At 31.2% G+C, this 24,281-nt stretch carries 26 protein-coding genes and 1 CRISPR repeat array; of the genes, 5 read left to right on the forward strand and 21 right to left on the reverse strand.

The features are described from left to right. Positions 1 to 140: 140 nt before the first annotated feature. Together mog and EDC58_RS02675 are read left to right on the forward strand one after the other, a co-directional pair. A complete protein-coding gene (gene mog, locus EDC58_RS02670) occupies positions 141 to 653 on the forward strand; it encodes a molybdopterin adenylyltransferase (RefSeq protein WP_123351954.1) in 513 nt (170 codons plus the stop codon). Then, positions 653 to 1,408 carry a hypothetical protein gene (locus EDC58_RS02675; protein ID WP_123351955.1) on the forward strand — a complete coding sequence of 252 codons (756 nt, stop codon included), beginning with the start codon at positions 653 to 655 and terminating at the stop codon, positions 1,406 to 1,408. Before mog ends, EDC58_RS02675 begins: the two co-directional genes overlap by 1 nt. On the opposite strand, the gene EDC58_RS02680 is transcribed toward EDC58_RS02675, so the two are convergent. After that, positions 1,400 to 1,732 (reverse strand): PspA/IM30 family protein, encoded by a 333-nt coding sequence (locus EDC58_RS02680; protein WP_123351956.1) that lies wholly within the window; start codon positions 1,730 to 1,732, stop codon positions 1,400 to 1,402. The genes EDC58_RS02675 and EDC58_RS02680 overlap by 9 nt on opposite strands. Then, positions 1,722 to 2,150: a ribose 5-phosphate isomerase B gene (rpiB, locus tag EDC58_RS02685; RefSeq protein WP_123351957.1), complete on the reverse strand. Its 429-nt coding sequence runs from the start codon at positions 2,148 to 2,150 to the stop codon at positions 1,722 to 1,724. Before rpiB ends, EDC58_RS02680 begins: the two co-directional genes overlap by 11 nt. Before the next feature lie 44 nt (positions 2,151 to 2,194). On the opposite strand from rpiB, the gene EDC58_RS02690 reads away from it, so the two are divergent. Then, on the forward strand, positions 2,195 to 2,974 hold the full coding sequence (locus EDC58_RS02690; protein ID WP_123351958.1) for a pyridoxine 5'-phosphate synthase: 780 nt from the start codon (positions 2,195 to 2,197) through the stop codon (positions 2,972 to 2,974). 90 nt (positions 2,975 to 3,064) lie between these two features. Then, entirely contained in the window at positions 3,065 to 3,502 is a 438-nt protein-coding gene (locus EDC58_RS10135; RefSeq protein WP_123351959.1) for a ComEA family DNA-binding protein, read from the forward strand. 130 nt (positions 3,503 to 3,632) lie between these two features. Here the strand turns inward: EDC58_RS10135 and EDC58_RS02700 are convergent, their stop codons facing one another. The 14 genes from EDC58_RS02700 to EDC58_RS02765 all read right to left on the reverse strand — a co-directional run bounded on the left by EDC58_RS02700 (position 3,633) and on the right by EDC58_RS02765 (position 19,910). Continuing rightward, positions 3,633 to 4,298: a hypothetical protein gene (locus tag EDC58_RS02700; RefSeq protein WP_123351960.1), complete on the reverse strand. Its 666-nt coding sequence runs from the start codon at positions 4,296 to 4,298 to the stop codon at positions 3,633 to 3,635. 105 nt (positions 4,299 to 4,403) lie between these two features. Then, positions 4,404 to 5,033 carry a HesA/MoeB/ThiF family protein gene (locus EDC58_RS02705; protein WP_123351961.1) on the reverse strand — a complete coding sequence of 210 codons (630 nt, stop codon included), beginning with the start codon at positions 5,031 to 5,033 and terminating at the stop codon, positions 4,404 to 4,406. Positions 5,034 to 5,069: 36 nt separating this feature from the next. After that, positions 5,070 to 6,041, reverse strand: coding sequence for a virulence RhuM family protein/type II toxin-antitoxin system death-on-curing family toxin (locus tag EDC58_RS02710; protein WP_123351962.1), 972 nt, complete (start codon positions 6,039 to 6,041; stop codon positions 5,070 to 5,072). An 89-nt stretch (positions 6,042 to 6,130) separates the two neighbouring features. Next, positions 6,131 to 8,002: a CRISPR direct-repeat array (repeat unit 30 nt; unit sequence ATTTCAATACTCCAAATGTATCGGTGTTAT). A 152-nt stretch (positions 8,003 to 8,154) separates the two neighbouring features. Continuing rightward, positions 8,155 to 8,454, reverse strand: coding sequence for a CRISPR-associated endonuclease Cas2 (gene cas2, locus EDC58_RS02715; protein WP_123351963.1), 300 nt, complete (start codon positions 8,452 to 8,454; stop codon positions 8,155 to 8,157). Continuing rightward, positions 8,451 to 9,446 (reverse strand): type I-B CRISPR-associated endonuclease Cas1b, encoded by a 996-nt coding sequence (cas1b, locus tag EDC58_RS02720; RefSeq protein WP_123351964.1) that lies wholly within the window; start codon positions 9,444 to 9,446, stop codon positions 8,451 to 8,453. The genes cas2 and cas1b overlap by 4 nt, the downstream gene beginning before the upstream one ends. Continuing rightward, positions 9,443 to 10,432 carry a hypothetical protein gene (locus EDC58_RS02725; protein WP_123351965.1) on the reverse strand — a complete coding sequence of 330 codons (990 nt, stop codon included), beginning with the start codon at positions 10,430 to 10,432 and terminating at the stop codon, positions 9,443 to 9,445. Before EDC58_RS02725 ends, cas1b begins: the two co-directional genes overlap by 4 nt. After that, the gene (locus tag EDC58_RS02730; RefSeq protein ID WP_123351966.1) at positions 10,425 to 10,691 is read right to left on the reverse strand and encodes a hypothetical protein; all 267 of its coding nucleotides are present in this window, start codon (positions 10,689 to 10,691) and stop codon (positions 10,425 to 10,427) included. Before EDC58_RS02730 ends, EDC58_RS02725 begins: the two co-directional genes overlap by 8 nt. Positions 10,692 to 10,754: 63 nt before the next feature. Beyond that, a complete protein-coding gene (locus EDC58_RS02735; RefSeq protein ID WP_123351967.1) occupies positions 10,755 to 11,240 on the reverse strand; it encodes a CRISPR-associated protein Cas4 in 486 nt (161 codons plus the stop codon). Continuing rightward, entirely contained in the window at positions 11,237 to 13,513 is a 2,277-nt protein-coding gene (cas3, locus tag EDC58_RS02740; RefSeq protein WP_123351968.1) for a CRISPR-associated helicase Cas3', read from the reverse strand. Before cas3 ends, EDC58_RS02735 begins: the two co-directional genes overlap by 4 nt. A 1-nt stretch (position 13,514) precedes the next feature. Continuing rightward, entirely contained in the window at positions 13,515 to 15,902 is a 2,388-nt protein-coding gene (locus tag EDC58_RS02745) for an SIR2 family protein (protein ID WP_123351969.1), read from the reverse strand. Beyond that, positions 15,899 to 16,618 (reverse strand): type I-B CRISPR-associated protein Cas5b, encoded by a 720-nt coding sequence (cas5b, locus tag EDC58_RS02750; protein ID WP_123351970.1) that lies wholly within the window; start codon positions 16,616 to 16,618, stop codon positions 15,899 to 15,901. The genes EDC58_RS02745 and cas5b overlap by 4 nt, the downstream gene beginning before the upstream one ends. Beyond that, positions 16,615 to 17,499 (reverse strand): type I CRISPR-associated protein Cas7, encoded by an 885-nt coding sequence (locus tag EDC58_RS02755; RefSeq protein ID WP_123351971.1) that lies wholly within the window; start codon positions 17,497 to 17,499, stop codon positions 16,615 to 16,617. The genes cas5b and EDC58_RS02755 overlap by 4 nt, the downstream gene beginning before the upstream one ends. Next, positions 17,496 to 19,145 (reverse strand): hypothetical protein, encoded by a 1,650-nt coding sequence (locus tag EDC58_RS02760; protein ID WP_123351972.1) that lies wholly within the window; start codon positions 19,143 to 19,145, stop codon positions 17,496 to 17,498. The genes EDC58_RS02755 and EDC58_RS02760 overlap by 4 nt, the downstream gene beginning before the upstream one ends. 66 nt (positions 19,146 to 19,211) lie before the next feature. Beyond that, positions 19,212 to 19,910, reverse strand: a complete 699-nt coding sequence (locus EDC58_RS02765; RefSeq protein ID WP_123351973.1) for a CRISPR-associated endoribonuclease Cas6 — start codon at positions 19,908 to 19,910, stop codon at positions 19,212 to 19,214. Between the two features lie 139 nt (positions 19,911 to 20,049). On the opposite strand from EDC58_RS02765, the gene EDC58_RS02770 reads away from it, so the two are divergent. Then, positions 20,050 to 20,358, forward strand: coding sequence for a hypothetical protein (locus tag EDC58_RS02770; protein WP_123351974.1), 309 nt, complete (start codon positions 20,050 to 20,052; stop codon positions 20,356 to 20,358). Positions 20,359 to 20,361: 3 nt separating this feature from the next. Here EDC58_RS02770 and folP read toward each other — a convergent pair whose 3' ends face one another. Genes folP through EDC58_RS02795 form a run of 5 tightly spaced genes read right to left on the reverse strand, consistent with a single transcriptional unit; the run spans position 20,362 to position 24,277 of the window. Further along, on the reverse strand, positions 20,362 to 21,522 hold the full coding sequence (gene folP / locus EDC58_RS02775; RefSeq protein ID WP_123351975.1) for a dihydropteroate synthase: 1,161 nt from the start codon (positions 21,520 to 21,522) through the stop codon (positions 20,362 to 20,364). Further along, the gene (locus EDC58_RS02780) at positions 21,519 to 22,064 is read right to left on the reverse strand and encodes a DNA polymerase III subunit delta' (protein WP_123351976.1); all 546 of its coding nucleotides are present in this window, start codon (positions 22,062 to 22,064) and stop codon (positions 21,519 to 21,521) included. Before EDC58_RS02780 ends, folP begins: the two co-directional genes overlap by 4 nt. Beyond that, the gene (locus EDC58_RS02785) at positions 22,061 to 22,591 is read right to left on the reverse strand and encodes a HobA family DNA replication regulator (RefSeq protein WP_123351977.1); all 531 of its coding nucleotides are present in this window, start codon (positions 22,589 to 22,591) and stop codon (positions 22,061 to 22,063) included. Before EDC58_RS02785 ends, EDC58_RS02780 begins: the two co-directional genes overlap by 4 nt. Then, entirely contained in the window at positions 22,591 to 23,799 is a 1,209-nt protein-coding gene (locus tag EDC58_RS02790; RefSeq protein WP_123351978.1) for an aspartate kinase, read from the reverse strand. The genes EDC58_RS02785 and EDC58_RS02790 overlap by 1 nt, the downstream gene beginning before the upstream one ends. A 19-nt stretch (positions 23,800 to 23,818) precedes the next feature. Beyond that, positions 23,819 to 24,277, reverse strand: a complete 459-nt coding sequence (locus EDC58_RS02795; protein ID WP_123351979.1) for an RNA pyrophosphohydrolase — start codon at positions 24,275 to 24,277, stop codon at positions 23,819 to 23,821. Positions 24,278 to 24,281 lie beyond the last annotated feature (4 nt).

The following is a 24,281-nucleotide window of genomic DNA, read 5'->3' on the forward strand; positions in this document are numbered from 1 at the left end:
TACCAAATACCCAACACTTTAAACCTAAACCCAACTAATATCTTTACCAATTCAATCATCCCCATAACTTAACATAATAATCTTACTCTACTTTTATTTGCCCTTTTCATATGCTATAATCGCCTCAAAAAAGGACAACTATGACAAAAATTGCAATAGTTACGATGAGCGATAGAGCAAGCCAAGGAATCTATGAAGATAAAAGCGGAAAAGAGATAGAAAAATTCTTAAGCGAAAACATAACAAACGACTATGAAATCGTTTATAGATTAATCCCGGACGATTACGACACAATCGTAAAAACACTAAAAGAACTTGTCGATATGAACTGCTCCCTAATCCTAACAACAGGCGGAACGGGACCCGCACCAAGAGACGTCACGCCCGAAGCTACAAAAGAGGTAATCGAAAAAGAACTACCCGGATTCGGAGAGCTTATGAGAATGCACAGCCTAAAATACGTCCCTACTTCAATCCTTGCCAGAGGTACCGCAGGTGTCGTTAAAAAAAGCTTCATTCTAAACCTACCGGGAAGCCCTAAAGCTATCAAAGAAAACCTCGAAGCCGTATGGGCTGCTATTCCGTACGCTATAGATTTAATCGGCGGTAATTATATCGAATCCCCTACCGCATTCAGACCTAAGAAAAAATAATGAAACTCACAAAAGAGATTATTATCTCAATTGCGGCGTTAATCGCCTTTGCTTTTACGCCGCTTTTTAATAAAATTTCTCAAAACTATATCGATAATTCCCTAAAACAAGCCGCCGTTTCATATGCTATAACAAGAAGTATCAACGCAGCAGTCTCAATCGTTCAAAACTCATCCGTATCTCTTGGCGTAGGAATACAAGGAAACGTTGCAATCGGAGAAGCTCTCGACCCGATAAACGACGCTACCGAAAGATTCTCAGACCTTTTAACTCTAAGTATTTGGACTTTAGGAGCTGAAAAAGTACTTTTCGAACTATCTAATTTACCGCTTTTTATTGCTATAGTGATAGTTTTGGCACTGATAAATATCTATTTTAAGTCGAAATTTTTATCAAAACTCTTAATTTTAATGATAGTCCTTAAAATTTTTATTCCATTTAGCAGCGCCGTATCGTTTTATTCCGACAAATATCTATTTTCCCCGCAGATTCAAAAAATAAACAAAGAGCTAAAACCATACGTAAAAGAGATAAAAATAGAACAAAAAAACCAAAGTTTTTGGGATAGAATAAAACAAAAAGCCACAACATTCGAAGAGATTAAAGCATACGCAGCCTATTACCTAAGCAATACCGCAAAAATCATTAACGCACTGATAAATTTAGGTTCGATTTATCTTGGAAAGTTACTTTTGAATATTTTAATACTACCGCTGATATTCGTATATATCGTAAAAAATATAAGGTTAGAGTAAAGCTTCGATTTTGTTTTCGAGTTCTCTGATTTTTCTTTTTAGCTGGTCGTTTTCGACTCTTAGCTGAGCGTTTCTGTTTTTGATAGCTTTTAGGTCGTTTTTGAGCTTATTTACCTCTTCATCCAAAAGCTCTAAGTTTCCAAGTGAGCGTTGCAGTTGGATTTGGTATTTTTTTATAAGAAGTTCGGCCTCGTTCAAAGCAGCTTGAAGCTGCTTTTTTTGAGTGTTTGTTTTTTCGTAAAGATGTTTGTAATAAAACATCTTAAAGAGCAATATCAAAATTACTAAAATTACAATGGTTAGAAAAATCCAATTAAATATCAATTTTTTCTACCCTTCTTAAATGTCTTCCGCCTTCGAAATCGTGAGTGAGCCATGCTTCGAGGATAGATTCTATCACACCAAGTCCTACGATTCTCGCTCCGAAGCATAAAATATTGGCGTCATTGTGTCTTCTTGCCATTTCCGCTGTATAGTAGTCGTGGCATAATGCGGCTCTGATGCCTTTGTGTTTGTTTGCGGCAAGACTCATTCCAATACCGCTACCGCAAATCAAAATCCCCATACTTCCGGGATTTGCAAGGACGGCTTCGGCTACTTTGTGAGCATAATCGGGATAATCCACACTCTCTTTTGAGTACGTTCCCAAATCTTCTACTTCGATGCCTCTTTTTTCAAGATATTCGATAACGAAAGGTTTTACTTCGAATCCGGCATGGTCGGTACCGATAAAATATTTCATTTGCTCCCTTTTTTTACTACAATTATACAAAAAAAGGAAAATTTATGAAACTCGGAGTAAATATCGACCATATCGCGACGTTAAGAAACGCCCGCAGAATTAACGAACCCGACCCTTTAATGGCTCTTGAAATCCTAAAAGAAGCCGGTGCCGACCAAGTAACCATCCACCTCAGAGAAGACAGACGTCATATTACCGATTTCGATGCACAAAGAATAGTTCAAAACAGCTTTTTACCCGTAAATATGGAATGTTCGATAAATCCTGAAATTATTGATATTATCTGCACTCTAAAACCTCACAGAGCTACATTGGTACCCGAAAGAAGAGAAGAAGTCACTACCGAAGGCGGTCTTGATGTTGTGAAATTCGAAAAAGAGATAAAAAACGCAATAGAAAAACTCCACAAAAACGATATTGAAGTTTCATTATTTATAGACCCCGATACAAAACAAATAGAAAAAAGCGCGGAATTAAAAGCCGAAATGATAGAACTACACACCGGAAGGTATGCAAACTTATTCTTAGCGCTTAACACAAACATCAACGAAACACCTTTTAAAATTTTTGAAAATTTAGATAGAAAAACTCTAAAAAAAGAACTCGAATTGGAACTAAAACTCCTAAAAGACGCCACACTTTACGCAAACGACCTAAATCTTGAGGTAGCTGCCGGCCACGGGCTAAATTATCAAAACGTAAAAGAAATAGCAAACATAAAAGAAATCGTAGAACTGAATATCGGGCATAGTATCATTGCAAATTCGGTATTCTTGGGACTAAAAGAAGCTATCATAAAAATGAAAAAACTCATCTCTTCTTAACTCCCTCTCTTTCTCGGATAAATTTTATATCATTTTAATATCATCCTTTGTCACTACAATAATCTTGCAAAAACACAATAAAGGAACAGAATGAAAAAAACACTTTTAGCATTAGCATTTGCTCTTTCAAGCTTAATGGCTATCGATTTTAATACGGCTTCAAAAGCTGAACTTATGAAAGTAAAAGGTATCGGACCTAAAAAAGCGGAAGCTATCATCCAATACAGAAAAACTCACAAAATCAAAAGTATTAACGACCTTAAAAACATCAAAGGTTTCAACAGCAAAACAATCAGCAAAATCAAAAATCAAAAAAGCGCACTAAAAGATAAAGCAAACGCAAAAAAAGCCGCTCTAAAAAACAAAAAATCAAAAATGAAAGCAAAAATGAACTCAAAAAAAGAAGCTTTAAAAAACAAAAAAGCAAAACTAAACGCAAAAAAATCTCAACTTAAAAAAATGAAAAAAGAGAAAATGGAAAAATTAGACAGCAAAAAATCAGCTTTCAAAAATAAAGTAAAATTCTAAGCGAACCTTTCGCTTAGTTTTTCTACTTTTCTACAAAATTCTCAATAATACTACTACAAATTAAATAATTTCAAAAAATTCAAGTTTAACACATATGTTTATTCGGGAAAATTTAAAAGAAAAGGAGAGATTAGTTTAAGATTTTTGTAAATCCGCCGCCGACTTCTTTGTTTTTATGTCCAAGTCCGCAGCCAACCGCAGTAAATGCAAGTTTTTGTGAAATTTCGTCTTCTTTAGGGTTGATTAAAACTTTGTAACCGAAATATTTTTTATCGTCATACATATAACTAAAAGGTTTTTCGTTTTTGATATTCATAATTTTAATAAAAGACTTAACGTCTTCAAGTTTTTCTCCGAAGTTTCTTTCGTATTTTTCTACTAAATCGTCAAGAATTAATTTTTCAAGCAGTTCAAAATCACCGCTTGATTTAAACGTCCAGAAAATATTTTCGTCAATTAAAACGAATGCAGGGTTTAAAGTATACAATGTATTAATCGGCTGAAAACTGCTTGTAAAAGTGTAGATGTTTTTTGTTTTGAAGTGTTCGTTTTCAAAATCGAGTAGGTTTTTTACCGCTTTGTCGATGAATTCTTGAGAGAAACTTCTAAGTGCGATTACTCCGTCGTATTCGAACATTCCCTCGCTGTTCGCTTTACCTAAATTCGAAAAAACATAGTCGTAGTTTTCACTATCGCTTACCGCTTCTTTGATGTAATTTGAGATTAACTCCGGTGCGTATTGGAAATGTACCGGTTTTTTTAGTTCAACACTGATTTTTGCTTCGATGTACTTCATCTTCTCCTCTTTTTTGTTTTTTTATTTGAAATCATACCAACGCAAAATGACATTAAAAAGACATTAAACGAAAATTTTTCTTAATTGAAATTATTGAATCAATATTCAAAAACTAAACTTCTTTATCTCTAAATCTTCAGAAAAATCGACATAATAAAGCACTTCTTTGCACTCCCCTATCAAACATTTAAGTCCCGACATCGAAGCAATCGAACCGATTAAATTTACCATAGGAGGCAGCTGGCCTTTGACTTCGTGAGCTTTTGTAGCAAATATCTCAAAAGAAGTTTTTCTAAAAACACCGACTTGACCTCTTGTCTCTTCAACACTCGCATATATCCAAGGAATCTTTTTAGCTTTCGCGAAAGAATCTATCTTTTTTCTTACTTCAAAATTATCGGTCGCATCAAAAACCAAATCGACATCAATTTTCATATTTTCATCAAACATCCCCTCAAGTGCAATAATTTCGGTATTTTCGCATCTATTTATCTTCTCGCAAAGGGTTTTTGATTTGCTTTTTCCGATATCTGCTTTTGAAAACTGAAATTGACGATGAATATTGTGAAGCTCTATCGTATCATAGTCTATCAAGTAGATTTTACGAAGCCCGATACAAGAAATAGTAGTGGCGATTATATTCCCAAGCCCCCCACACCCGACTATCAATACGCTTTTTTCAGATAACTTTTCTTGATTTTTTTCACCTATTACTTCGATTTGCCTTCTAAACATATACCCTCTTTTTGTAAATTATAACAAATAAATGATTTACTCCCCTATTAAATTCATAATGAGTTTAATTATCAAATCTTTTTCATTCGGATTTGAATGGGCTATCAAAAGAGCAAGTGATACAAGAGCGTTGGAATTGATTTTAAGCTCACCGTTTTCATCATACAAATAATTATTTTTACTCAAAAAAAATACGAACATAAAAGCGCCTATTCTTTTGTTTCCGTCCACAAACGGATGGTCTTTTACAATGTAATAAAACAGATTTGCGGCTTTTTCTTCAATAGTAGGTAATAAATCAACACTACCGAATGTCTGGTAAATATTACGGATAATACCTTTAAAGCTGTTTTCCCTTTCCTGTCCGAATAGCTCGGTTGCTTCTTTTTTGTTTATAAGCTCATTTTTTAATTTTTCTATTTCTCTAACCGCTTCATAATAATCAAGTATAAATTTTGCTTCTTTACCTTTTGGGATTTCGAGTCTATTTTCATCAAATTGATTCAGTAAAATCCAGCTTTTTGCGTATTTTGTGATAATATCAAGAAATCCTTTTGCCTCAATTTCATTTAAATTTTGCTTAATTGCTTTTTGTAAAAGCTCAATTTCCTGCTTAAATTCATTAAAGTTTTGCTCCAACCTTTTTTGATTTAGAGCATATCCTTTTAAAATATAATCTTTCAAAATTTTCGTAGCCCATTGTCTGAATTTCGTTGCTTTTTTACTGTTTACCCTGTATCCCACCGAGATTATTACGTCAAGATTGTAATATTCAATATTTCTTGAAACTTTTCTGTTTCCTTCCATTTTAACTGTTCGGAATTTCCGAACAGTTGATTCTCTGTTTAATTCACCACTTTCAAAAATGTTTTTTAAGTGTTCGCTAATAGTAGATTTTGCAGTTCCAAAAAGCTCACACATCTGCTTTTGCGTAATCCATACCGTTTCGTTTTCCACTTTTGTCTCAATCTCAATTTCCCCGTCTATAAATTTTACAATATCTTTCATAAAAATCCCTAAAATATATTTTATTTGACAATAGTAACAAAGAAAAATAATAAAGTCTATTTTTTTAGAAATAGCTCTCTGACTCTAACATTTCAATACTACAAATGTATCGGTGTTATTAGCACCTCCTCAATTTTTTCTCTTACAATTTCTTTATTTCAATACTCCAAATGTATCGGTGTTATTAAATACACAAATAGCGGCAAATCCCTTGCCGTGTTATTTCAATACTCCAAATGTATCGGTGTTATAAAAAATGAGTATGAAAATGACGCACTAAGGGCTATATTTCAATACTCCAAATGTATCGGTGTTATTGTTCTAGATGAGTGTCATAATTTTTTGGCTAAAGAATTTCAATACTCCAAATGTATCGGTGTTATTAGACAATCTAAATTACCGTTCGGAATCCAAGTTATTATTTCAATACTCCAAATGTATCGGTGTTATTAAATAAGCAAAAAGAAAATGAAACGCTTAAAACATTTCAATACTCCAAATGTATCGGTGTTATATAGGGAAGAAATTTGTTCGTAGCTCTCTTCAAAATTTCAATACTCCAAATGTATCGGTGTTATGTATTTTTAGTATTAACAAAAAGCACTAAATGCAAAATTTCAATACTCCAAATGTATCGGTGTTATTTTACCAGAAGGAAGTGTAACATACTTAAAACGAATTTCAATACTCCAAATGTATCGGTGTTATTTTTTAAAAATAACTTTACATATGGTAAAAAATTATTTCAATACTCCAAATGTATCGGTGTTATATTTTTAATGATAATTTTGATTTTGCTTTTTATAATCTATTTCAATACTCCAAATGTATCGGTGTTATGGAAAGGGCATTACTTCTTTTAGCATATGCGTTTAATTTCAATACTCCAAATGTATCGGTGTTATGTGGTTGAGAAAGAAGAAGTCGAAAGACAGGCGTAATTTCAATACTCCAAATGTATCGGTGTTATCCACAACGGGAAATTCAGGGTGCTTAATCTCTTTTTGGATTTCAATACTCCAAATGTATCGGTGTTATTTTTCTCCTGCATTAATTATCTCGACTTCTCCTTCCTATTTCAATACTCCAAATGTATCGGTGTTATTAAATAAGCAAAAAGAAAATGAAACGCTTAAAACATTTCAATACTCCAAATGTATCGGTGTTATATAGGGAAGAAATTTGTTCGTAGCTCTCTTCAAAATTTCAATACTCCAAATGTATCGGTGTTATCCGACCCTCTTCGTCAAGTCCAAGCATTTCTAAAATTTCAATACTCCAAATGTATCGGTGTTATATAACACAAGAAGATGTAAAGAGCTGGAGATTTGACTAATTTCAATACTCCAAATGTATCGGTGTTATTGTTACTAAGTATTTAACTAAGTCTTTAGATTATAAATTTCAATACTCCAAATGTATCGGTGTTATCTTAAAAAGTACGTTAAAACTGCCTATTCTAAGAATTTCAATACTCCAAATGTATCGGTGTTATCGATTGATTTGAGTGAGCTTGACGCTGTTGCTTTATTTCAATACTCCAAATGTATCGGTGTTATTTAAAAGGAGTTAAATTGGAAAAATTAAAATACGAAAATTTCAATACTCCAAATGTATCGGTGTTATGCCTTCAAGTTCAGGCTCAACCCCCGTTAGGGAATATATTTCAATACTCCAAATGTATCGGTGTTATCCGAGCAGACTTTTGAGAAAGAGTTTAAACATAATCTATTTCAATACTCCAAATGTATCGGTGTTATTTGCTCGGGAACAAAGACACGGAAAAACTTATAAAAAAATTTCAATACTCCAAATGTATCGGTGTTATTACAACCGCAACAGACAAAGTCGAAAACCTTACAGCATTTCAATACTCCAAATGTATCGGTGTTATATAAAGATATAGCAATACCTCGTAATGCAAGAATTGGATTTCAATACTCCAAATGTATCGGTGTTATACATTGAATTTTGGGATTTTTTATATATAAAATGCGATTTTATCGCCTTTTTCCAACCAAAACAATTATAACATTAAATTGTCAAAAAAATTTTTATTTTTACGATTATATCGAAGTTTTTAAAAGATTGTCAATAAAAAGAGGTTGGAAAATTAAATAAACATATCGTTTTCTTTTTTGCCAATTGTATCTTCCAAAAAGCTTTCTTTGTTTTTAAGTTTTATAATTGTAATAAAATCCAGTTCTTCATCTATTACATCTTTTAATTCTTTTTGTAGTTTTAAAAGGCGGCTTGGAGTGATTTCACCTCTAAAAACCGATTTTTGATGATGAGTTAGATATTTTTTACAGATTTTAAAAACTTTGTTTACTCTTCTTTTTCCAGCTTCACTCTCTTCATCAGCAATGTCATACATCAAAAACACATAATTAATCTTATAATCTTTTTTCATTTTTTCTCCTTAATCAAAAAAGGAACAAACTCTCTATTTTCCAGCAGGTGTTTTATAAGTTTATACCCGTCAAGCTTAATTGCGGTATTATAACTCACCATTCTTTTTAGTTTTGAATGCTTAAATTTTTCGTTAATTCTATCTTCAAACGCCTGAATAAAGATTTTTTTACCATCTTCATTTAAAAGTGCATAATTAAATTTTTTTTCAAAATGTTTTTCAACTCTTATTTTCTTACGATTTACTAAATCAAAAATAGTCCTAAAAACAATTATCGGCTTAAACGCTTCACTCAAATCAAGACTAAGACTAAACCTCGCCTCACTTGGCTCATGCAAAAAACTTATACTTTGATCTAAATGTGTCTGATAAATTGCACTTATCGTTTTTGTATATAGAAGCGTATTTCCAAAGGAAATTAAAGCATTTATTGGATTATCGGGAGGTCTTTTTACACGTTTATTCATTACAAAATCTGCCGGTAAAAAATATTTAAAGCTGTCATAAAATCCAGCCCAAATGTTGCCTTCAATAAAAAGAAGCTTATTAATTTTGTCTGCTTTTTCTATAAATCTTGGCATATCATTTTTCAAATAATCCAAAAACGGCTTAAGTTCCTTTTTATCATGCCTATAATAATGATACAAAACTTCATAAATATTTGCAGCAATTGCACTGACTATTGCTTTTGCTATTATCAATCTTTCGTTTTCATATGCTAAAGCCTGCTTGATTGTAAGTTTTCCACTGATATACTTTTCTTTTGGATAAAAAGTGCCTGAGTAGTTCCCGTGGTAATTAAAAAAATGCAAAACTATCCCAGCCCTACTTGCAAAATCTAAAAACTTAGAATTTAAACTCACTTCATTCATAAAATAAAGCTCTCTTACCTGTTCTACGGGAATATAAACCCATCCTTTTTCATTTTTAAAGGCAATAGAATTATCTTTTCTTTTTATCTCACCCATTGAGAAAATATATCTTGTTTTCATATTTTAACCTTAAAATTTTCTTTTTCAATTTTAAAAATATAATCATCAACCTCCAAAAAGTAATAATAATCCCCTTCTAAAATATTACAAAGCTTTACTTCATCATCTTTAATAAACAAATCGATTTTAGAGTTTATTATCTTGGCATTAACATTGCATTCAAACCCCTCTTTTAATAAAAATGGAATATTGTTTATCAAAGCTACATTTTTATTTCCAATATTTACAATTTCAAACGTATCAATATGCTTTAGGTCCTGTTTGGTTTTATATAAAAAACAATCTTCAATCTTTTTTGAATAAAACGCTTTTAAATTAAATTCATAATGCACGGAATAAATTTCTTCATATAACAAATCCAAAATGACATTTATTTTTGTTTCTATAGATGTGTTTTCATCATAAATAGAAACTGGTATTTTCGTTTTTAGATTTTCTTTTTTGGCTAAATAAATTAACTCGTCAATATCAAATTTTTCCAATTCAAAAAGATATTTTTCCAACCCTCCGAGAAAATATTTCAAATCTTTATATTTATCAAACAAAAGCTTTATTATTTCATATTGACTTAAATCTTTACCGATTAATTTTCTTACAGCATCTATAACACTAAAACTTTCGCACTCTTTTTCATTGTACTTATCCGAATATGCGTAAAGCATAAAAGTTTTATAAATTTCACTGACAAATTTTTCCTTACTGAGTCGTTTTTCAAAAATAAGCTCATCATCGTCAAAAATTTTTAAAACATACCTGTCATCATAATAAAAGTAAGGTTTAGAATAAAAAAATTCAAATCTTTTTTCATTTCCTTCCTCATCTATTTCAAAAGTAATATTTTCACAGCCGCAAATTAATTTTTCAAGAGATTCTTTTATTTCAAACAAAGGATTATACGCAAAAGAAATATAAATTTTAATATCGTTTATATAAAACTCAATCCAGCCGTATTCACATTTCTTTATATATGCTTTAAAATCACTCATCATCACTCCCGATTATCCATCCAATTCCAAGCCCAATTAAAATCCCCGCCAAAAGTCCACTTTTTGTTTTTTCATCAATATTTGAAACTTTTTCTTCTAATCCACTTACAAATACAAACAGTAATTTAAAAAATCCTAAAAAAATAAAAACAACTATCAAATTTGCAAAAAAAATTTCTATAAAACTTTTTCTTTCAAAATAATAAAATATTCCGCTAAATACTAAACTTAAAAATATTACGTTAAAAATAAACCTCATTTAAACTCCTGTTTTGCAATATACAAATTCTGCACTTTTGAATTGTTGCATTTTTTGCAACAGTTACAAAAAACAGTATTCATAATATGCACACTTCCTGCATTTGCCCTCAAACTTCGGCTTTAGAGGTGTATCACTTCTTAAAATTTTCTCAATATCATCTAAAATCTCAAGAAGTTTCATCTCATTTTCCTCAGTCAGTTCTATAACGAACCTCTTTTTATCCTGCTTGTTTTTCTCAAACACCTCCAAACGACCTTTTTTCTCGACACCTTTTTGCTTTAAAATATAAAGGTAATATAAAAGCTGCCACTTTCCAGCCTCTATGTCACTGTCTGACTTTTTAACCTCAACCACATAATCTTTTGTAATTTTATCTACCTTAATCCCCTCGAAACTCACCTCATCTACTTTTGTTTCGCTTATTTCGTGTAAAACTTTCCCGATTCTAACATCTTCGCTGTTGTCTTCAAGGTTGATTTTGTGGTAATGCAACCACATCTGGGTTTTGCAGTGGAAATAATAGTTTACAATTGTACCTGTAATCATAAAAATATCCCTTTCTGATACTCACCAAAAGCCTTTCTATCAAATTTAAGTTCATCATCTACAAACTCTTCATAGTCCTTAATCAAATATATCCCGCCAACTAAATCATTATACTTTTTGATATCCACATAAGAATAAACATTAAAAGTAAAAAACTGCATAAGCGACATAACCTGAGATAATACGATTTTTCTTTTTGCGTAATTTTCTATTTCGTTAGCTTCTTTATACGCTTCCCATACCTTACACCCGTCAAGCATACCGTCAGTTAAAAATTCATCTTTAACCTCAATATCAAATTCACTAATATCAATATTAAAAGACAGGAAAATCGTATGAGTTTTGACATTGATAAGTTTCATCTCTTTCCTCACCCATTCAAAATCAAGATTTATAACTTTACTTTTAAAAATTTCAATTTCGCTTTTTGTGGATTTAATTTTTTCTTTTTCTTTCTTCAGTGCATCAAGTACGTCAATATAATATTTCTCATACTCTTTTCTCAAAAACACTTCTTTATAACTCTTTATAGAAAATCCAAGCCTAATATCACCTCTGTAAATATCCGCCTCTTTGTCCATATCAAAAAAATAAACTTTTGAATTTTTCTTTGCATTCCTATTAACCCGCCCGATAAACTGCTCTTCGCTCTCAAGCAAACTTATATCTTTAAGCCCCAAATCCATATCAATATCCACCCCCGCCTCAATCACCTGAGTTGAAATTAAAAGGATTCTTGCCTCACTTTTACATCTTTTGATAACTTTTTCGCGGTAAAGTTTATTGTCATCACCTGTTAAAAGATAAACTTCATAACCATCAGTATCTTTCATATACTCATAAAACTCTTTTGCCCTATCTTTTTTTATAAATTCAACCAAAACTTTTTGTTTGTTTTCACTTAGTATCACTTCTTCAATATCTTCAAAATTTATTTCTTTATCAAGCAAAGAAAAATCAACCTCAACCCTGTCTTTAAATACCGGATGTTTAAGATACCCACTCCCAAGCAAATCAACAAACCTCTTTTCATTCAGTAGCCTATCAAGCCTTGGTAAAGTCGCGGACATTATGATAAGTTTAAACCCGATTATTTTGCTATAAACATTCAACATCTTAACCATATACCACCACTTATCGACATTGTAGCTTTGTATCTCATCAAGAATCACAACACTGCCCGCAAGCTGCCAAAAAGGAAAATTCTCTTCTTTCCCCACCCCAAACAAAAGCTCAAAAAAATTAACGTGAGTTGTCAAAATAAATGGATAATGATAAAAGGCTCTATTTAGATATGCTATCTCATACTGCCTTATATCACTTTCATCAAACTCAATAGGAGTAGTTGAGTTTATCACCACTACATCATCAAAAATCTCCTTAAACACTCCCGCCGTCTGCTCCACAAGCGTATTAAAAGGAAAAACATAAAAAATCTTTTTCGGCTCAAACTGCAAAGCCAAATTCATACTCATAAGAGTTTTCCCGGCACCTGTTGGGGCATTAAGATAGAAGATATTTTTATCAAGGTTTTGAAGCAGTTTTTCTTCGCTTTTTTTATACATCTCCCGCCTGATTTTATTAAGCTCTCCTTCAAACTTATCCATATTTTTAATTACTTCATATTCGTAAAACTTTTCTTTCTCCCTAAACTCTCCAAAATTATCAACCTCAATTTCTGCCATGTACTCTAAAGTAGCATAATAATCCGCACTTATAAGTATGCTGTAAATAAGCTTCATTACAACATAAAACTCAATCCCAAAATAGATATCAACACTTTGATATTGAAGAATACCTTTTAAATCAAATTCATCCGAAAAATCATCAACAAACTTCTCAAACTCCCCTAACTTTGAATGGTGCTTTGATATTACGTAACTTAATCCAAGCAAAAAATAAAATTTCTTATAAAACTCATTATCATCTACTTCCTTATCCACCTTATCAAAATACTTCTCAAAAAATATCTTAGCCGACAGATACGAATGCTTCGTATCCCCTTTGTCCGTAACTAAATCTTTAAAATCTTTGTTTTTCATAATGTAATACTGAAAATTCGGATTTCTTTTTCCTTCATCGTGCATTACCACAGCATCAATTATCATCTGCTTAACTAACTCTTTATCTTCTATCCCTAAACTATCAATAACCCTATCCAAATCCACCTTCTGCAAAATCTTATCAAGGTATTTTTGGGTAAGTTTTTTATGGTCTTTAAGAAGCTCAGGTGGTTTTTGGTGGTGGATGTGGGAAAAAAAAGAAAAAAACATATTATAATAATCGTTCTTTATCTAATATGTATCTTAATGCATTCTCGCATTTACTATATTCATTGCACATTATATACAAATCAGATGCATCTTGCTTTATTTTTAATATATCATTATATATATTTCGTACAATGTCTAAAAATTGTCTTTTATCATTTTTTGCAAATAACCTAAATTTTTCTTTATATAGATTTTTATAAGTAGCAATATGTTTTACACTATATCTATCTAATTTAGTAGTTAATAAACTATTCGCTTTTTGAAAATAATCAAAAATTTTTTTACCATTATTTTCTTGTAAAGCAAATAATAAATATAATCTTGCCTGCTGATTATCAATATATGAAAAATCATATTTTGAACTTTTTAATGCATAAGCAGTATCTAATTTTTGTTGTGCACTTTGTAAATTTTTATTTGCCATTTCTGCCATTGCATACTGTAACCAATAATGAGGTTCATTTTTCAACCATTGCAATTTATCTTTCGATTTTAATTTTTCAAAATATTGTTTTAAAAATATTTTTTTATGTTCTTTTGGAATTATTTGTTCTATAAAGTGAAATCTTAATAATTCTCTTTCAATTTTTTGCCAAAACACATCGTATTTTTTATAATCTTGTGCTTTTTCAACAATTTTTAACAAAATCTCTTTAATAAAAGAATAAGTAAAATAATTTGAAATTATAAATTTTGATAATAATGAAGAATTAATTTTAAAATCTTTGCCAAAAAGTTCATTAAAACTTATATTCATAATTACATCATTTCCTGAAACTTCTTCTACTAAACTTTTTGTAATTTCTACATCTATTAAATTTAAAAGTAAGATTGCAAAAAAAGTTTCTTTTAAATTTTTTTCTTTAATAAAAGGTTTTACCAAGCTTTCAATTTCTTTTTTTATTTGCTCAGATTCAAAAATATCGAGTAATAATAAAGAAAATTGTTTATAATACTCTTGAATTATTTTATTTTTAATAACCCTTTTATTGTTACTATATTTCCCCCATATTCCAATATGAAATAATATTTCTATAATTTTTTCTATTTCTCGCTCAGTTAACATATCTAAATTAAACTCATAAAATTTTAAATCATTAAAATTATTTTCTATAAAATGATTGTGATTTGAAGTTCTATCACTCAAAATCACTTTAATTTTTTCAGAATTATATATTTTTAAATAATTTAATAAATCAACATTATCACAATATCTATCAATAAAAATTATAGATTGGTTTTGAAGATTATTAATTAATTCAATATCATTTTTAAAATCAAGCTCATAATCAATTAATTCAAAAACGTTATAACCGTTTTTATATATGTAATATTTTAATTCTTCCATAAAGATGCTCTTCCCATTGCCAAATTCAGAATAAATAAAAACAAAATTATATTCATTAATTTTTTCAATAACTTTTTCTACTATATTTCTTTTTACAACATAATATTTATTAGGATTATTTAAAGACTCAATTAATTTATTTTTATCCAACAATCCTCTTGTAAATAAATAATCGATATCTTTATCTTTTATTTCTATATTTGAGTTTATATCTATCTCATATTTCTTAAAAACTTGTAAATCATTTTTTGATTTATTTGGTGCAACACTTTTTAATATTTTTGAAAAATCTTTTATTCCAATATTGATAATTTTTCCATATTTTTTATATTTAAAAGCTTCTTTTTCTTTTAAATCTGTTTTCGTTATAAAATAAGTTTTTTCTTTAAAAGGATTATTATATAATAATTTTTTAATTTCAATATCATATAATGAGTAACCAACAAAGATTATTGCATTACTCGCTTCTAAATCCTTTTTAAATGAATACCACCATTTTGATCTTTCAAAACTATCTGGTTCCAAATATGAATTTTCAGACAATTTAAATGATTTATCAAAATTATTTTCATTAAGATTTTTTATATATCCATTGATATGAACACATATATTCAAAAATTTAAAATAATTTTCAGGGGAAGTTTCTGCATCGATAGATTTTCTGTTAATAGACAAACAATTTGACACTTGTTCTATAACATCATCATAGTTTGTAGTATATATTCTTCTAAAATTAAATTTTAAAATCTCTTTTAAAATTGGGTCAAATTTTTTTGTTTTAAAAATCTCTTCCAAAAAAGATATTAATTCATTTTTTGATGATTTTTCTAAAAATTTTTCAACTGCATAAAACAAATCTCCATCAGCTTCAAAATTATTTTTTTTGGCAATTTTATCTGCTAACTCTCTTCCAGTAGGCATAGGTTCATTTAATAAATTTGTTGCAAAAGTCGAAAAACCTGCTCCAATAAAAAGTAAAGAATTACCCTGTGATATTAATATTTTTAATTTTTCAAGATCATTTTCTGTATAATAATTCATTCTATCCCTTTCTCTATAAATTCAATTCCATAACCACTTATTTCCCACATCTCCTCACTCTCCACTATCCAGCTACTAAAAATCATCTTTTCATATTCATAAATCAAAAACTTCTCTTTAAGTCCTACCGGCAAATACTCTTCATAATAAAACTTTATATCTCTTCTATTTCCTATTGATACCATTTGAACCTTATCCTTTGGCACAAGAGAGATACATTTTAGAGGCTTGGTTGCTTTTTTTAGTTCAATTTCTTCAAAATCACTAATATTCGCAAAATGTTCGTTTTTGCCAAGATATGGGTTATAGACAAACTCCATTAAATCAATTCTTCTTTTAAGCTCATTGTATTCTTCACTCCCGTCATCCTCCACCACAATATCCCAGCTTGGATTTTCAAGCCACTGCTCTTTTACTATCAGGTTGCCGCCCTGCTCCCCACTTGCGTAGCCTACGGAATTGTTAAAGGCTTGAATTTTTTTATTAAAATAAGGCTTTTTGGGAATTATCGCTACATTTAAATACTTTAGTTTTTTGTAAAAATCAGGATAATCTTTTATGTCTTTATGATATCCTTCAAGTCCCATAATTGCTCCGAATATCCCAAGCAAAGCTACCTTATGGATATGAGAATATGTAAAATATACGTCCTGATTAACATCCGGCTTTTTAAAATGTGCAAATTTCCCGCTTAGATTAAACTTAAACGCTTTCATTCAAAAATACTTCTCACTTCATATTTTGTTTTAACTTTAAGTTTATACGGGTCAGCATAAACTTCAACATTTGCTCCCTCACCGATAAGCTCCTCAACAACACTCAAATCAATTTCCCTTTTTTCGCTGTCAAACTCAATATATTCACTCAAATCAGGTAAATATCTATCAGTGTCATAATCCACAAACAGAGCAAACTCATTATCACACCCGAATTTTGAATTTGTGGCAAACTTAGTAACTGCAGTTTTTGCCACTCTTTTAAACTCTTCATAATCTTCATCCGTATAACCCTCAAACCCTTCAATCATATTCACATACTCTTTATAATTATTCGGATTAATACTAAACCCATAAAAATAATGAGCTTCATCCACCATTATTTTTGTCCCAAGGGTTGACTGGTTTACATCCTCTCCGCTTCCTACTTTCTTCCCGTCACTAAAAGGCGATAAAATATCCTGAATTTCCACATTCGTATTTTCAAATTTATTAAATCCCTGTCCAAATTGAACGGCACCCGTAATAGATAAATTTTGACCTTCTTCCGCAAACGTTGCCCCGAAATTTTTAACATCAATACATTCAAACAAGTTTTTTAAAACTTCCGTTGATTCGGTCTTTTTCTTAAGCTCTCCAAAAAGTTCCTCGTATCTTTCTTTAAGTGTCTTTGGACGAAAACCTTTTTTATCTTCAATATAGCTTTTAAGATATAAAACTTTTTTACCCTCATCATCCCACATTCTTTTCATAGGGTATTTAAGCGCCTTGTCACTTCCAAAAATCTGCCCCTCGCTCGTAGTTTTAGGTCTGCCCGTAAAATCCGCATTCCAGTTACTCATAATAGCTCTAACCCCGATAATTCCATACGCTCTTTTCATTTTTCTTCCTTTTTATAAAAAATATTCTCACTAAGTAATCCTATTAACAGCTTTTCTTTATCAACTTTTTCATTTTCCTCATTTGCCATAATCAAGGCAATTGCGTTATTCAGTTTTGTAAAGTTCAGAGGTATTTCGTGTTTATACTTAAAATATAAAGCCTCAATTTCATCTTTTAATTTTTTAGTTTTTCCAGCTCTTAAAAACGGCTCAATCATATCCGCTTTTTTATCGCTTTTTTTGCTCTTATCAAGCAAGTATTTAATGACCTGCCCGCTTAAAATATGCCACTCATCACTGTTTAACTCTTCTAAATTTCTAACCTTTCCTTCAATTTTTTCCAAAGTCCATTTAATATCCACATTCTCTCCTTTATATGCCTTAATACTTAAAATCAAATTTAAAATTTCTCCTGCTTTAAAAAGTCTGTTTTGTCTAATATTGTAAATAATAAAATTCATACCAAATTTTAAATACCCAAAAAGTGAATCAATATCCCTTTTTAAGATATTTTTTGCCAAATCTCTTGTGAGATAGATTAAGTTTTGAAAATCGTTTGGAAGTTTAGAGTAAACATCACCGTATAAATTATTACTAAGATTGCCGTTATAAAACACTTCATCAATAAGTTTAAAAATTCCTTCAAAAGTAGTAATTTCCCTGTTTTCCAACGTTCTACCGTCACTCGTTAAACCTATATAATTTTTATATTCAAACTTTTTAGGTAAATTTTCTTCAACAAACACCAAAATATCAAAATCATCAATTACCGCCTGGTCGTTTTCGTTGTGTTTATGAAGATATATTCCAGGAGCAGTAGCGGTAGGTTCGTATTTCAGAGGTTCTTTTAAGTTTTTAAGATAATCAAACAGCTTTTTAACTTCAAATATTTTATCTTTTTCCACCATAAAAGGAAGAGAAAAACCTCTTGTTTTATGTTCTAAATAGGGCTTTTTCTGATTGAGCCCCATATTAAAATCACTAAGCCCGTAAATTTTACCCTTAATTTCCCTGATAGTATCTATTTTATTGTAAATTTTAAGTACATAGTAAATTTCAGACTCTTTTTCATATTTTTCAAGTGGTTCATCAAAAAAAATTTTGATGTAATTTTTAATTTCATTTTCCTCAATTACACTTACTATCTCATCAAAATATCCCAAAAATAATTCTTTTTTCTTTTCCACATCTTTTTGACGCTCTTCATCAAATATATAATATTTATATCCTTCTAATACCTCTTTTTCCTGTTTTTTTGTAAAACTATTGAACTTTTTTAAATTATCAAAAAGTTTTTCAGCAAAATGTTCTTTGTTTTCAGATGTAAATTCTAACGCTTTTACAAATAAAGCCAAATAGTTATTACTATGTATTTTCTTCTTAGGAGGGTCTATTGCTTTATTCGAGTTTAAATATCCACTCAGATAATCCCTACTAACAAACCACTCATATTCATTTGCTCTAATATTTCCGTCTAAATCTTTAAATAAAAGCTGCTTTTTATCTTCTTTTTTTGAATCCTTAAATAAAAAATATTCAACCCTATTATCATTTATCCTTACATACAAACCATCTTTTAGCACATAATTATCAAAAACAGCTTTTTGTAAATCGAAATCAATTCTATCAAGTACATCAAATATCATTTCTTACTCTTTTTTGACATTTTAAGAATCATTATTCATAATTATTTTAACACCGCACTCTTAAAATTAACTTAATGTTTTATATACGCAAAAACCGCCTCCTACCGAGCTGTTTTTGTGTCCGAGGCCGGTAGCCAAAGCAGTAAAGGCAAGCTTTTGAGATTCTTCGTCATCTCGGGGTTTTATCTCAAGTTTGTATCCGAAAAATTTGGCTCCTTTATAGGTAAATGTTTGAGGTTTTTGGTTTTTGATTTGCAGGTATTCTATAAAATTATTCTCAGGCTTTATTTTTTTATTAAAAGTCGTTTCGTATTTTCGGATAAGGTTGTCTTGTAGGGCTGAGAGAAGTGTAGTAATATCTCCGCTTTTTTCAAAAGTCCAAAACAATCCGTTTTCTTTCATTACTACAAAAACCGGATTTTGAGTGAATATTTCTTTTATATGTTTTTGAGGCACGACCTTAAAATCGACACCTTTTATCTTAAAAATATTATCTTCGTATAAAAAAAGAGACTTTGCAATTTTTTGAGCGAGGTCTTCTTTGAACGTTCTGAAATAAAAAACTTTATCACCTTGATAAATTCCCTTTTCATCTGCTCTTCCCATATTTGAAAAGATGTAATTTTTTGGCTTTTTTTCATTGTGCTCTGTATATCCGGAGTTTATAAGGGCTGTAGCTATCAGCTTCGAGAGGGCTTCAGGAGATTTTCTAAAGTGAATAGGAGCTTTTAGATTTGTTTTTATTTTTAGCTCGTAAAAATGCATAATCTTTCCTTGATTTTTGAAAAATTATATCATTTCCAGGTTAATTCGTACCGATACACGCCAAAATTTATTGTAAAACCATAATAATCGGATATAATTGATAATCAAATATTAAGTTTCAAAAATCAAAAGAGATAAAATGGAAGAAAAAACAAAAGTTACCGAAAAATTTATAAAAGAAACACTCTACAAAAAACTCTCGGAATCCAAAAATCCCAAAAAACTCAAATCTTTAGACGAAATATTACGAAAAACAATAAACGAATTAACGATTGATATCGATAAATTTAGCAACCTTGATGAAGAATACATGAAAAAACTCGCAATAGAAATAGATAGCAAACTTTTAGAAAAAGTTACAAAAAATGAAGCTTTGGCAAAAGTTTTAGAAGAAAGTCAAAAAAACAGAAGTTGGTTACGAAGAATATTAAATTTCTTTAAAAAATAATAGTTATATATCAAACTCTCTTAATTCTTCAAATACCTTTAACGCTTGAAAATGCTCTTTTACGTCGTGACACCTTACTATGCTCACTCCGTTTCCAACAGCTTGGGCGTGTAGTATTAACGTACCGGGCAGTCTCTCTTGAGGAGTGGTTGATAGTCCTTCTTTTTTCATTATCATATCGATCATACTCTTTCTACTCGCGCCGATTAACAGCTCATATCCGAAATGCAAAAAATGCTCCATATGTTTTATCAAAGCCAAATTATCCTCAAGCCTTTTACCAAACCCAATTCCGACATCCAAAATAATATCTTTCACACCGAAACTTTTGGCTTTTTCGATTCGTTCTTTAAAAAAGTCGTCAACTTCCAAAATCACGTTTTCGTAAAAAGGATTTTTTTGCATATTTTTCGGATCGCCTTTTTTATGCATAATTACGACGCTTGCGTTGTATTTTGCTGCTATCTTGGCATATTCGTCACTCTCAAGACCTGTAATGTCGTTTGCTATTTTAAATCCTCTATCAAGTGCGTATTCAAGAACTTCGGGTACGAAAGTATCGATACTAAAAAGTGCTTTTTCATAAAGTCTTGAATCGTATATTTCGTCGATAATAGGCTTAACACGTCTGAGTTCCTCATCAACTCCCGGATATTCGCTTCCCGGACGACTTGAGACGCCTCCGATATCTATTATTTTCGCACCGTCGTTAATCATTTTTTCGATAGCGCTTAGCGCTTCTTTTCCTTGAAATCTGCTTCCTTCAAAAAAGCTATCGTCGTTTGCGTTAATAACTCCCATAATTTTCAAAGGAAACTTAGGTAATTTTGTAAATTCTTTGAGCTGTTTTGCGAGTTCTTTTAGTTTAAAAGGCTGGGCGAGTTCTTTTTTGCTTAAAATTTCAAGTTGCTTTTTGTTACATAAAAGCAATGCGTCGAAAATTTTGTTTTGACAATTAGGCACACCTATAGGCACGGCAAGTTCGGCGCCTATACTCAAAGCGTCTTGTTTTAGGATATTAGCCGCTCCGCAAGAGATATCTTTTATATAAAAAACATATTCGCATTTCTTTTTTTTCATAATCTCGATACCGGGCTTATCCACCCCCATTTTTTGCATTAATTTCGCAAGGTCTATATCACAGCTCATTTTGTAAAGTTTCATTGTTTCACCTTTAGGCTTAGCATTATTAAAGAAAGTACGGCTTTTGGGTCGATATTGAGCTCTATCATCATAACCGCGTCGTTTAATATTTTGAGTTGCTCTTCGTTTAGGTCTTTTTTTAATAGTTCTTTTAAAATAGCCAAAATCTCCTCTTTTTCCAAATCTTTTTGCAATAGTTCCAATATTTTTTCATTTGTAATATTGTCTATTTTTATATCGGCTTTTTGAGATTCGTATGTTCTTTTTTCTAAAGCGAGACGAGAAAGAATAGTATCCAAAAGAAGATGTTTTGAGCTCGCAAGTACGATAAATTCGATATTTTTAGGAGATTCTTCAAGTATTTTCAAAAGTGCGTTTTGGGCGTATATATTATATTTTTTTGCGGCTATGAGGATTATTTTTTTGTTTTTTTCTGCTATGTAAGCCGTTCTTTTTATATCTTGGACATCTTCCATTTTGAGCTCGTCTCTTAAAAAAAGTTCGTTGTGAGGTATCTCCTCGATAGCTTTTTGAAAATCGTTTGTTATTATGAGCTTGTTCAAATCTCTACTTCTCCGAAAATCGCGGCTTTTATCGATTCGTTTATCAAATCGGCGAGATTTAAAAGTTTCATATCGAGTTTTTCGTCGATAGATTTTAAATAGAAGTTTTTAGACAAATCGACATCCATAATCCAAAAAAACGACTCAGGTTTTCTTCTTGCGAATTTCAAAAGAGGCGTCTCGACACCTATATACCAAAAAATATAATCGTTAAACGAAATATTCAGCATATCCTCTATCATATCGTATTGTTCGGGATGTTTTGCCGTATGGATTTGAGGTACTATTTTGGATAGATTAAAAAAAGGTAAAAATGAAGGTTTGAATTCGTTAAAGTTATTGATTTTATTTATCATATAATCCGCATACCACTCTCTTGGAGTGTCGGTGATGATAAGTACGCTTTTACCCTCTATCACCTGCGATAAAAAGTCCGAAAGAAGAGGCACCAAATCAAGCCTCCTCTCTTCAAGCCATTTTATGTTTTTTTTACGAATATAATCGATAACGAAGCGGTTTAAATCCATTATTTATCCAATTCGTAAGCTTTATGTAATGCCCTAACGGCAAGTTCTCCGTATTTTTCATCAATTACCATTGAAATTTTAATTTCGCTTGTAGAAATCATTAAGATATTGATATTTTCATCAGCCAATGTTTTAAAAGCTGTAGCGGCAACACCGCTGTGAGATTTCATCCCGACACCCACAACGCTCACTTTTGCTATAGAATCGTCATATTCGATTGCTTCTGATTTGCTTTCGTACTCTTTTAATACTTCTTTTGTAAGCTCAAGTTCAGTTTGAGGCACTGTAAATGTCAGATTCGCTTTATTGTCTTTTCCTACGTTTTGCACTATCATATCCACGTTTATGTTTTTATCGGCAAGTTTTCCGAAAATTTCGGCACTGATTCCCGGTCTGTCCTCAACACCGAAAATACTAACTCTCGCTTGGTTTTTATCAAGTGCAATTCCGCTTACAAGTACTTTTTCCATATCTGGTGTCTCCTTTGTGATTAGTGTTCCTTTGATTTCCGGTTTGAAGCTTGATTTCACTTCGATATCAACTCCGAGTTTTTTAGCAAGCTCAACAGAGCGACTTTGCATTACTTTCGCCCCGAGACTCGCAAGTTCGAGCATTTCGTCATAGCTTATTACGTCTATTTTTTTAGCTTTCGGCTCAATTCTCGGGTCTGTAGTGTAGATTCCGTCTACGTCCGTATAAATTTCGCATTTATCCGCATTAACGGCTCCCGCAATAGCCACGGCTGTCAAATCGCTTCCGCCTCTACCAAGAGTCGTTACGTCTCCGTTTTCGTTGATTCCCTGAAATCCGGCTACGATTACGACTTTGCCTTCTCTTAGGTGTTTTTTCATTTTTTCAGGGTCGATATCCATAATTCTGGCTTTTGTGTGGTCGCTTGTAGTTTTTATTCCCGCTTGTCTTCCGGTAAGCGCAATAGCCGGGATTCCCATAGCTTGAAGAGCGATACTCAAAAGCGCACTCGTTACTCTCTCTCCGCTACTTACCAACAAATCCACTTCTCTTTGAGGTGGTGTTTTTGAGAAATGATGAGCGAAATCGAGAAGTTTGTTCGTCTCACCAGCCATCGCGGATACGACAACCACAACGTCATCACCTTTTTCTTTATAACTTTTTACGATATTCGCTACGTTTTGGATTCTATCCAAATCTCCAACGCTTGTGCCTCCGAATTTTTGAACTACTAACATTAATCTCCTTTAATCGCTTTTATAAATAGCCTTCTTTTTTAAAATAATCTATCACTTTTTTATAAACCGGTCTTTTAAACGACTTGACGTATTCGAAAACTTTATCAAGACTTACGAATTTATAATCTCTGAATTCCGGTATTTCGGTGTTAAGGTTTATTTTTGCTCCGGGTTTTAATCTCACCAAAAAATATTTTTGCGTCTGCCCGTCAAAAGGATACATTTTTTTTGCAATCCTCGGTGGAAAATCATAACTCAGCCACTCAGGCATCTCTGCGATAATTTCCACTTCGTCAGTACCTATTTCTTCTTTTAGTTCTCTTAAAAGCGCTTCTCTCGCACTCTCCCCTTTATCAATCCCTCCCTGAGGAAATTGCCATGCATCCACATCCGTTCTTTTAGCAATTAAAACCTCAACCTTTTCAGGATATTTAGGTGAAAGTACTATAGCCGCAACATTTGGTCTATATTTTTTCAAAACT

Source organism: Caminibacter pacificus (genome assembly GCF_003752135.1).
GTDB lineage: Bacteria > Campylobacterota > Campylobacteria > Campylobacterales > Nautiliaceae > Caminibacter > Caminibacter pacificus.

What these genes read in the sequence shown, in the direction of transcription:
- rpiB (WP_123351957.1), bottom strand. Translation starts at nt 2,150, where the DNA reads ATGAAATATTTTATCGGTACCGACCATGCCGGATTCGAAGTAAAACCT.
- folP (WP_123351975.1), bottom strand. Translation starts at nt 21,522, where the DNA reads ATGAAACTTTACAAAATGAGCTGTGATATAGACCTTGCGAAATTAATG.
- EDC58_RS02765 (WP_123351973.1), bottom strand. Translation starts at nt 19,910, where the DNA reads ATGCATTTTTACGAGCTAAAAATAAAAACAAATCTAAAAGCTCCTATT.
- EDC58_RS02745 (WP_123351969.1), bottom strand. Translation starts at nt 15,902, where the DNA reads ATGAATTATTATACAGAAAATGATCTTGAAAAATTAAAAATATTAATA.
- EDC58_RS02730 (WP_123351966.1), bottom strand. Translation starts at nt 10,691, where the DNA reads ATGAGGTTTATTTTTAACGTAATATTTTTAAGTTTAGTATTTAGCGGA.
- EDC58_RS02755 (WP_123351971.1), bottom strand. Translation starts at nt 17,499, where the DNA reads ATGAAAAGAGCGTATGGAATTATCGGGGTTAGAGCTATTATGAGTAAC.
- cas2 (WP_123351963.1), bottom strand. Translation starts at nt 8,454, where the DNA reads ATGAAAAAAGATTATAAGATTAATTATGTGTTTTTGATGTATGACATT.
- mog (WP_123351954.1), top strand. Translation starts at nt 141, where the DNA reads ATGACAAAAATTGCAATAGTTACGATGAGCGATAGAGCAAGCCAAGGA.
- cas5b (WP_123351970.1), bottom strand. Translation starts at nt 16,618, where the DNA reads ATGAAAGCGTTTAAGTTTAATCTAAGCGGGAAATTTGCACATTTTAAA.
- EDC58_RS02735 (WP_123351967.1), bottom strand. Translation starts at nt 11,240, where the DNA reads ATGATTACAGGTACAATTGTAAACTATTATTTCCACTGCAAAACCCAG.
- EDC58_RS02705 (WP_123351961.1), bottom strand. Translation starts at nt 5,033, where the DNA reads ATGTTTAGAAGGCAAATCGAAGTAATAGGTGAAAAAAATCAAGAAAAG.
- EDC58_RS02690 (WP_123351958.1), top strand. Translation starts at nt 2,195, where the DNA reads ATGAAACTCGGAGTAAATATCGACCATATCGCGACGTTAAGAAACGCC.
- cas1b (WP_123351964.1), bottom strand. Translation starts at nt 9,446, where the DNA reads ATGAAAACAAGATATATTTTCTCAATGGGTGAGATAAAAAGAAAAGAT.
- EDC58_RS02700 (WP_123351960.1), bottom strand. Translation starts at nt 4,298, where the DNA reads ATGAAGTACATCGAAGCAAAAATCAGTGTTGAACTAAAAAAACCGGTA.
- EDC58_RS10135 (WP_123351959.1), top strand. Translation starts at nt 3,065, where the DNA reads ATGAAAAAAACACTTTTAGCATTAGCATTTGCTCTTTCAAGCTTAATG.
- EDC58_RS02675 (WP_123351955.1), top strand. Translation starts at nt 653, where the DNA reads ATGAAACTCACAAAAGAGATTATTATCTCAATTGCGGCGTTAATCGCC.
- EDC58_RS02770 (WP_123351974.1), top strand. Translation starts at nt 20,050, where the DNA reads ATGGAAGAAAAAACAAAAGTTACCGAAAAATTTATAAAAGAAACACTC.
- EDC58_RS02725 (WP_123351965.1), bottom strand. Translation starts at nt 10,432, where the DNA reads ATGAGTGATTTTAAAGCATATATAAAGAAATGTGAATACGGCTGGATT.
- EDC58_RS02760 (WP_123351972.1), bottom strand. Translation starts at nt 19,145, where the DNA reads ATGATATTTGATGTACTTGATAGAATTGATTTCGATTTACAAAAAGCT.
- cas3 (WP_123351968.1), bottom strand. Translation starts at nt 13,513, where the DNA reads ATGTTTTTTTCTTTTTTTTCCCACATCCACCACCAAAAACCACCTGAG.
- EDC58_RS02785 (WP_123351977.1), bottom strand. Translation starts at nt 22,591, where the DNA reads ATGGATTTAAACCGCTTCGTTATCGATTATATTCGTAAAAAAAACATA.
- EDC58_RS02790 (WP_123351978.1), bottom strand. Translation starts at nt 23,799, where the DNA reads ATGTTAGTAGTTCAAAAATTCGGAGGCACAAGCGTTGGAGATTTGGAT.
- EDC58_RS02710 (WP_123351962.1), bottom strand. Translation starts at nt 6,041, where the DNA reads ATGAAAGATATTGTAAAATTTATAGACGGGGAAATTGAGATTGAGACA.